This window comes from Microcoleus sp. FACHB-SPT15, from assembly GCF_014849525.1.
GTDB classification, from domain to species: domain Bacteria; phylum Cyanobacteriota; class Cyanobacteriia; order Cyanobacteriales; family Coleofasciculaceae; genus Symplocastrum; species Symplocastrum torsivum.
Window position 1 is genome coordinate 44,707 of record NZ_JACJNU010000030.1, and the last position, 6,353, is coordinate 51,059.

General features: G+C 46.9%; 5 protein-coding genes. 4 read left to right on the forward strand and 1 reads right to left on the reverse strand.

The genetic code is table 11. The features are described 5' to 3' along the window. Positions 1-55 precede the first annotated feature (55 nt). Positions 56-1,483 (forward strand): MBOAT family O-acyltransferase, encoded by a 1,428-nt coding sequence (locus H6F98_RS10710; RefSeq protein ID WP_396811406.1) that lies wholly within the window; start codon positions 56-58, stop codon positions 1,481-1,483. Then, positions 1,449-2,654: a hypothetical protein gene (locus H6F98_RS10715; protein ID WP_192218671.1), complete on the forward strand. Its 1,206-nt coding sequence runs from the start codon at positions 1,449-1,451 to the stop codon at positions 2,652-2,654. The genes H6F98_RS10710 and H6F98_RS10715 overlap by 35 nt, the downstream gene beginning before the upstream one ends. Positions 2,655-2,733: 79 nt before the next feature. Here the strand turns inward: H6F98_RS10715 and H6F98_RS10720 are convergent, their stop codons facing one another. Further along, complete coding sequence (locus tag H6F98_RS10720) at positions 2,734-3,684, reverse strand: aldo/keto reductase (protein WP_192218678.1); 951 nt, start codon at positions 3,682-3,684, stop codon at positions 2,734-2,736. 164 nt (positions 3,685-3,848) lie between these two features. Between H6F98_RS10720 and H6F98_RS10725 the strand changes: the two genes are divergently transcribed. Together H6F98_RS10725 and H6F98_RS10730 are read left to right on the forward strand one after the other, a co-directional pair. Then, positions 3,849-5,285: a BCD family MFS transporter gene (locus tag H6F98_RS10725; protein ID WP_192218672.1), complete on the forward strand. Its 1,437-nt coding sequence runs from the start codon at positions 3,849-3,851 to the stop codon at positions 5,283-5,285. A gap of 83 nt (positions 5,286-5,368) precedes the next feature. Further along, on the forward strand, positions 5,369-6,184 hold the full coding sequence (locus H6F98_RS10730; RefSeq protein WP_192218673.1) for an inositol monophosphatase family protein: 816 nt from the start codon (positions 5,369-5,371) through the stop codon (positions 6,182-6,184). Positions 6,185-6,353 lie beyond the last annotated feature (169 nt).

The window sequence follows — 6,353 nt, forward strand, 5'->3', positions numbered from 1 at the left end:
CTTCTACTGTGGATCAATGATTGGAAGAGGGCAGTTGTCGAAAGAGAAACGTGGCGTGGCTTCTTTGTTTGCCGTATGCGCCGCGTTTTTCTTTGTGACGGTGCAGTGGGATGCGGTTGGGTTAACGACTCAACCCTTATCTCTATCTGTGCAGTGGGCAAAACTTTTACCGACAGCTTGGTCAGGTTGGCTGGTATTCCTGGGGACAGGGGTGATTGTTGCGATCGCAAATCTCCTGTATCCACGCTTCACCGCAATGGACGAAAAGCCGCGCCGTGACTTATTCCTGTTTATTAGTATATTTACTAACCTTGCCCTTCTCGGCTTCTTCAAGTACTTCAATTTCTTTATTGGCAGCGCAGAGGGAGCGATTCGTACCTTTGGTATTCAGGCGGAACTCTTACACTTAAACATCGTTTTACCTGTAGGAATCTCCTTCTACACGTTTAAGACGATTAGTTACACGGTTGATGTTTACCGACGCAAGATCGAAGCAACACCGCAGTTTGTAAACTTTGCACTCTTCTTAGCCTATTTCCCCCCATTACTAGCGGGTCCAATTGATCGAGCATCGGAGTTACTGCCTCAGTTCGCCAAACCACGTCAGCTGAGTTTTAAGCAATCCAGCGAAGGCGTTTACTTGATCTTATTTGGCTTGTTCAAGAAAGTGGCAATCTCAGATGGAGTTGCGACTTCCGTTGATGCGATTTATGGGACAAGTGGGACGGTTTCCTGGATTGATGTTGTTTTGGCAACGTTCCTCTACGCAATCCAAATTTACTGCGATTTCTCCGGCTACTCAGATATGGCGAGAGGGGTATCTAAGTTGTTCGGCATCGAGCTGATGCTGAACTTCAATTTACCTTACTTCTCAAAAGACCCCAGCGAGTTCTGGCGGCGTTGGCACATTAGCCTCTCCACTTGGCTGCGAGACTATCTTTACATCCCCCTCGGAGGAAGCCGTCAAAGCGATCGCAAAACCTATCAAAATTTGATGACAACAATGGTGCTGGGCGGACTCTGGCACGGTGCTGCCTGGAACTTTGTCCTCTGGGGCTTTTATCAAGGGGCGTTGCTATGCGGGTATCGATTCTTTACCCCTAAAGCTAAGAAACAGCAACCTAGCAAGACTGGTTTGAGTCTCTTAGGCGGCTTAGGAGCGACCTTATTCTTCTTTATCCTTACGTGCTACGGGTGGTTGTTGTTCCGCGCCACGTCTCTGGCTCAGATTATCACCTTCACAAAGATTCTATTTCTCGATTTTGGCAATTTGACCTTGAGTATTCCTAAGCCACCCTTACCTGCACTCTTGGGCATTCCTCTTTTGATTGGCTATGAGGTTGTTGAATACCTGGCTGAAAATTCACAACTAAAACGTCGCTTCCCAACCCCAGCGCGTGCAGCCCTTTATGCAGCACTGATCATTATTGTGTTAATGGGACAAAGCAATGCACCTGCACAGTTCATATACTCTCAGTTCTGATTCCCCGAAAAACCCAGCAATCCGTAAGTCATTAGTCATGGGACTTTGGATTGTTTTCTTCCTGCTTGTGTTCGATTTTGCCGTTAATATTCTGTTCCCCTATCCATCCGATCCACAGGCGACGTCTCCTGGGCAACTCAATACCTATTTTGAGTATGGGCGATCGGTTGAGGGAAAGCTCTCACGGATGGTGGGCGCAACAGATGAATCAAGTTCATCACTAGCTGTGGCGGGTTGGTTAGACCCTCAGTTATGGAAAAAATTAGATTTACCCGTTAGCCCTGAACCCGACCAAGACTTGCTAGTTGCCATCTACGGCATGTCGTTTTCAAACTACATCGGCGATGAGATGAAGGCAATGGATTCCAAGCTAGGTGTAAGAGCGATCGCGGGACCCGCTGCGCCACCCAACTACTCCTACGCCGCCTACAAGTTAGATCGGGGCAGACACCAAGCTAATGTCGTGATTCTAGGCATTTTGGCATCCAGTGTCAAAGGACTGAGAACCATGAATGGCTCGACGTGGCAGTTTGAAGCCCCTGCTCCTTACAGCTATCCACGGTACGTGGTGGATAATGGGAAGCTCAAGGAAATTTCGCCCAAAATTCAATCGTTAGCGCAACTTCGCGCTGCCTTCCAAAACGAGAAACAATGGGACGCGGCGGTAAACCAGCTAAGAGAACACGATCAATTCTTTAATTCATTCCTGTTTGAACACAATTGGCTGGATAACTCTGCGATTGTACGCTTGATTCGTAGAGCTTCGGCACAACGCCATCAAACAGCCGTTACCAATCAGGTTCATAATTCTACTGGGTTTAACAAAGAATTAGATATTCCAGTTTTAAGCGCTATTGCTCAAGAATTTTCAGCAACGGCAAAAGCAGATGGCAAGCTACCGATTGTCTTGATTATTAATGATCGAGGATATGACGATCATTTGTTCCAAGCCCTGAAGCCAACTCTGGAAAGCAACTCAATTCCCTATGTCAGTACCCACAATATTGCACCAGCTACGGATTTGAAAAACTTTATTGGTGATGGACACTTCGTGCAGAGTGCGAATAAATTAATAGCCAAATCCGTGCTGGAGTTGATTAACACCAATCTTGAGCGGAGTGAGCGTGCTGTTTCGGTTCCTAGTGAAGCAGCTAAGCCCAAAAAGTCATAAATTGATTGTTTTGGAGTAGTAGGGTGCGTCACGGGGCACCCTACTTCTTAGAGGTTCTGCGTAAGTCCTGCTCCCTTTGTTAGCTAAGCCAGGGACGACTGACTTGCTCTAATTGGGCAACGTCCTCTGGGTTTAAACTCCATCCCAAAGCACCAGCGTTTTGTTGTGCCTGCTGTGCTGTTTTTGCGCCAGGAATTGGAACAACATTACCTTGAGCAACCAGCCAGTTCAGGGCAACTTGGGCAGGTGTGCGATCGTACTTTTCCCCAAACTGTTGCAATAGCTTCACAACAGGAGCGATTTTTTCTAAACCGCTTTTGCTAAATTGTGGGTCAATTCGGCGTGCGTCACGTAGTTCAACGTGTTTCTCAGGCGTATATTTTCCAGTGAGCAATCCTTGGGCTAAAGGACTATAGGCAAGCAGAGTAACACCCAACTGACGGGCTGTATCCATAATGCCATCACTCTCAATTTTCCTTGCCAGCAGCGAGTATCGTACTTGATTTACGGCTAGGGGCACTCCTCGTGCTGCCAAGTAACCATGCGCTTCTCGCATTTGCTCAGCAGAGTAGTTACTCACACCAACACTGCCAATTCTGCCGCGCTTCACTTCATCTGCCAAAGCATTCATCAGTGTCTCTTGACTCATGAGGAAGCCAAAGGGCATATGGACTTGGTACAGTGCAACTTGTTCAACCTGTAAACGTTTTAAACTTTCAGTTAGAGTATCAGAGACGGAATGAGCTGAAAATCGCCAAGGCAAGGGAAAGTATTTAGTGGCAATCTGTGCAGGACGCCCCAACTGCTTCATAAACCGCCCTAAAAGTGATTCAGATTCACCAAATCCGTAAATTTCAGCAGTGTCAAAAAAGCTGATACCCGCATCTAAGGTTGCCTCGAAAGCTTCTTGTACTTGTGATGCACCGTAGTCATTGCCGTAGTTCCAAAAGATTTTGTCTCCCCATGCCCAAGTGCCAATCCCCAAAGATGTAACGGTTGGTCCATTTTCACCTAATGTGGTGGTTTGCAAAGTCTGCATTATCAATCCTCTTCTTTATATTTCTTCATATTCACTCAGTGTATCGTTACAAACAGCTACCGACAGCAAGGAAGAGAACGTGAAAACGTATATCCTTGGATAGATATAAGAAGAAATAAGATACTTACTTCTGCAAGCATTGCTAACAGAGAGCTATGGAAACTAGTGATTTCTCCAATTCCCAACCTACCTCTTCAGTTCAAAATAAGGCGCTTCCTAGACTCAAGCTACTGACTATGTTCCGGCTAGGGCTGTTTCAAACAGGACTGGGAATGATGTCAGTACTGGTTTTTGGGGTACTCAACCGTGTCCTAATTAGAGAGTTAGGAGTGCCAGCAACGCTGAGTACAATCATCCTTGCCTTGACGCTGTTTGTTGCTCCAGCGCGGATTTGGTTTGGGCATATGTCTGATACAAAGCCTTTGTGGGGGTATCATCGCACGGGGTATATCTGGGTTGGCGCCGCAAGTCTGGCTATCGTTTCGGTTCTACTTGTACAAGTGATGTGGCAGGTGGGCGATAGTTTAAAGGCAGGAGGCTGGACTACCCCAACTTATGCTTGGACGGGTTTGCTAGCTCTACTGTTTGCGCTGTATGGTTTGGCAGTCAGCGCTTGTTCTACGCCCTTTGCAACGCTTTTGGTGGATGTTTCCGATGAAGATAATCGCTCCAAGTTGGTGGGCATTGACTGGTCAATGCTGATTGGGGGAACAATTATTGGGGCAATCCTCATTGGTGTCTTGCTCAAAAAATTAACTCTAAACGCCCCGATTGAGTTACTACAGGTACAAATTAATCGCTTATTTCTGATTGTGCCCTTGCTGGTTTTTGGGCTTGCCTTTGTGGCAACCTGGGGTGTCGAAAAAAAATATTCTCGCTATACCTTGCGCTCTACATTAGTTAACCAAGAAGAAAAGATTACGCTGAATCGAGCTTGGCGCATCTTGACGGCAACGCCCCAAACTGGGTTATTTTTTACTTTCTTAGTGCTAATGACCATTGGGTTATTCATGCAAGACGCCATCCTGGAAAACTATGGTGGTGATGTCTTCAACATGGAGGTCGGTAAAACAGCTACTCTCAACGCATTCTGGGGAACTGGGACATTAGTTGGTCTATGCGTGGCGGGTTTCCTTCTGGTTCCGCGTCTGGGGAAGCGCAAGACGACTAGATTAGGTGGTCTATTAGTCATCTTCTCCTTAGTCTGGGTCGTATTATCGGGATTTACCCATAAGCCAGAACAACTGCAAATCGCTTTGCTGTTTTTTGGTTTGGTTTCTGGAGTCTTAACAACAGGCGCTCTTACTTTGATGCTAGACCTAACGGCAGCAGAAACAGCAGGGACATTTATTGGTGCTTGGGGGTTAGCACAGGCTTTAGCAAGAGGAGTGGCGACGGTGACTGGAGGGGTTGTGTTTGATACAGGGAAGAGGCTGTTTAGCAACCTGGTGTTAGCATATGGGTTGGTCTTTGCTGTTCAAGCTATCTGTATGGCTCTGGCAGTTTGGTTTCTTAAGCGAGTGAACGTGCAAGAGTTTCGCACTAATGCCAGAGAAGCGATCGCAACTGTCATAGAAAATGATCTCGACTAAATTACTTTTTGTTAGTAGTCAGTGGTCAGTACTAAACAACAACTGACTACTAACAAAGAACAATCTACAGACTCTAAAATCAGATGACAGATTTTTGGACAGGCGTTTTAAGCTTTGCCCAGACTACAACAGCTAGAGTCGGCACCCAATTGTTGCAAGATTTTGGACAAGTGCAGGCATCGCAAAAAGCTGACGGTAGTTTGGTGACGCAAGCGGATAGATGGGCGGATGAGGAGATAAGAAAAGCGATCGCTTCTCACTATCCTCGCCATGGGATTTTGAGTGAAGAGGCAGAACACAAATTTCCTGATACAGAATGGTGCTGGATTATCGACCCTCTAGATGGCACCACGAACTTTACCAGGGGAATTCCGATTTGGGGAATTTCTATAGGATTGTTCTATCAAGGAACGCCTGTATTTGGTTACGTTCATTTCCCACCTATTGGACAAACCTTTCATGGCTTTTGGAGTGGTAAATCGGGAATAACAGACGTAGAAAATAGTGCATTTCTCAATGGACGCGCCATCCGCAGCAGCACAGACGATCCCAGCAGTAACCACTTTTTCAACCTTTGCTCTCGCAGTGCATCCTTATTGCAGCAGCCCCTACCCTGCAAGATTCGGATGCTGGGAGTTGCGAGTTACAACTTCCTCACCATTGCTGCGGGTGCAGCTTTAGGTGGTGTTGAAGCGACACCGAAAATTTGGGATATTGCTGGGGCGTGGGTGATTGTGCAAGCAGCAGGTGGCGCTTGGGTGCCATTGGATTCACAGCCAATTTTTCCCCTTAAAGTTGGACAGGATTATAGTGCGAAGTCCTTCCCCACACTCGTCGCGAGTAGCCCTGAACTGGTTCCAGTATTTAAACCATTCCTAGAGCGCCAAGTCAGTGATTAGTACAAGGAGGCAGGCGCTAATGTTAGATGGAATTCGTGACACCTCGCCTACGCTCTACCCTAACGGGTAGAGCGCTGGCTTCCTGAAATCACTTTCAAGAGTTCCTGCTTCAATGGGTGGTAGCTAGGCATTGCTGCCCCCGCTCCGTCCCCTCCACAGGCAATTTGTT